The following is a 2,284-nucleotide window of genomic DNA, read 5'->3' as shown; positions in this document are numbered from 1 at the left end:
GACCACGGTTTCGAGAGATTCATTCGAAACCGTGGTCTGACCCCGACGTCGGTCGACAGCGACTCAGCCGCCGAACAACCTCAAACCCAGCCGCGCCGCTGCAAATCGGCCAGCGTCAGATCGAGGCAATGACGGATCAGCGCCACCATCTCATCGATCTGGGCGCGCGTCATCACCAGCGGCGGCGCGATTATCATGCGGTCGCCGACGGCGCGCATAATCATGCCGTTGTTGAACATGTGACCACGACAGACCATGCCGACCGCCAGCGCCGCATCGAAGCTGACGTTATCGTGCACCACGCTGGATTTCTCGCGTACCAGATTGAGCCCCGCGACGAAACCGCAGCTGTCCGTATAACCAACCAGGGGATGCTCACCCAGCGTGGCAAAGCGCTGTTTCAAATAAGGCCCGGTGTCCTCGGCCACGCGCTGCACCAGTTGTTCTTCCTCGATGATGCGGATATTTTCCAGCGCCGCCGCGCAGGCCACCGGATGGCCGGAGTAGGTAAAGCCGTGCGCGAACTCGCCGCCGCGCTCGATCAGCACATCGGCCACGCGGTCGCCAACGAGCACGCCGCCCAGCGGCACATAGCCGGAGGTGACGCCCTTGGCGAAGGTAATCAGATCGGGACGCATGCCGAATAGTTCGCAAGCGAACCATTTTCCGAGCCGGCCAAAACCGCAGATCACTTCATCGGCGATCAGCAAGATGCCGTACTTGTCGCAGATGCGCTGGATCTCTGGCCAATAGGTCGCCGGCGGAATCACCACGCCGCCGGCGCCCTGCACCGGCTCGCCGATGAAGGCCGCCACCTTGTCGGCGCCCACTTCAAGGATTTTCTGTTCCAGCCACGACGCCGCCAGCAGGCCGAATTCGTCCTCGCTCATGCCGCGCCCGGACTCCACGTAATTGGGCTGGCCGATGTGGACGATGCCCGGTATCGGCAGACCGCCCTGCGCGTGCATGCCCGTCATGCCGCCCAGCGAAGCGCCGGCCACGGTGCTGCCGTGGTAGGCGTTTTCGCGGCTGATGACGGTGTGGCGCTCCTTGTATCCAAGGATGTCCCAATAGCGGCGCACCATGCGCAGATTGGTGTCGTTGCCTTCCGAGCCGGAACCGGCGAAGAAAACGTGCTTGAACTGCGGCGGCGAAATCTCGGCCAGCTTGGCGGCCAGTTGCGCGGCCGGCAGGTTGGTGGTGTTGAAGAAGCTGTTATAAAACGGCAGCGTCTCCATCTGCCGGTACACCGCCTCCGAGATGCGCGTGCGGCCGTAGCCGACGTTGACGCACCACAGGCCGGACATGCCGTCGAGCGATTTGCGGCCCTGCGAGTCCCACAAATAAATCCCGTCGCCGCGCACCATCACGCGCGCGCCGTCGGCGTTGAGCGCTTTGAAATCGGTGAACGGATGCAGGTAGTGGGCGCTGTCCATTTGCTGGATCGCCGCCGTGTCGTACAGCTGCGTGCGCGCGGCGTCCTCCTTGACCGACGCGACCAATGCGGCGCCGGGCGCCAGCGGATTGTTGGCCATGATTTCTCCTTCCCTTTTATACGTGCAGCAGCAGGTGTTCGCGTTCCCACGGGCTGATGACGGTCATGAATTCCCGATGCTCCAGGTCCTTGATGGCCGCGTAGACGTCGATGAAGCGCTCGCCCAGCACCGTGCGCAATTTGTCTTCGGCGCGCAGCGTTTGCAGCGCTTCCGGCAAGCCTTGCGGCAGCTCGAATTCCTGGTCGTAGGCGCTGCCCTCCATCATCGGCGTCGGCTCCAGCTGCTCGGTCATGCCGAGGTAGCCGCAGGCCAGCGTCACCGCCAGCGCCAGGTAGGGATTGGCGTCCGCGCCGATGATGCGGTTTTCCACGCGCCGGTCCTGCACGCCCGATTCCGGCACGCGGAAACCGACGGTGCGGTTGTCGAGTCCCCACTGGATGTTGATCGGCGCGGCCGTGTGGCGCACGATGCGGCGGTAGGAATTCACATACGGCGCGACGATGGCCATCGCCGACGGCATATAGCGTTGCAGGCCGCCGATGTAGTGCTTGAACAGCGACGACGCTGAGCCGTCGACGTTGCTGAAAATGTTCAGGCCCGACTTGGCGTCGACCACGCTCTGGTGCACATGCATGGCCGATCCCGGTTCGCCCGCCATCGGCTTGGCCATGAAGGTGGCGTACATATCGTGCTTGAGCGCCGCCTCGCGCAAGGTGCGCTTGAAGAAGAACACCTTGTCGGCCAGGCCGAGCGGATCGCCGTGCAGGAAGTTGATTTCCATTTGCCCG

General features: G+C 63.5%; 2 protein-coding genes. Both read right to left on the bottom strand.

Annotated elements, in window-relative coordinates:
• Window positions 1-80: 80 nt before the first annotated feature.
• Window positions 81-1,535, bottom strand: a complete 1,455-nt coding sequence (locus Q0S71_RS21220; RefSeq protein ID WP_296000093.1) for an aspartate aminotransferase family protein — start codon at window positions 1,533-1,535, stop codon at window positions 81-83.
• 16 nt (window positions 1,536-1,551) lie between these two features.
• On the bottom strand, window positions 1,552-2,284 hold a 733-nt coding region (locus Q0S71_RS21215; protein WP_296000091.1), incomplete at its 5' end, for a glutamine synthetase family protein.

This window comes from Rugamonas sp. (assembly GCF_025354735.1).
Lineage (GTDB): Bacteria > Pseudomonadota > Gammaproteobacteria > Burkholderiales > Burkholderiaceae_D > Rugamonas.
This window is presented reverse-complemented; position numbering and strand designations above follow the sequence as displayed.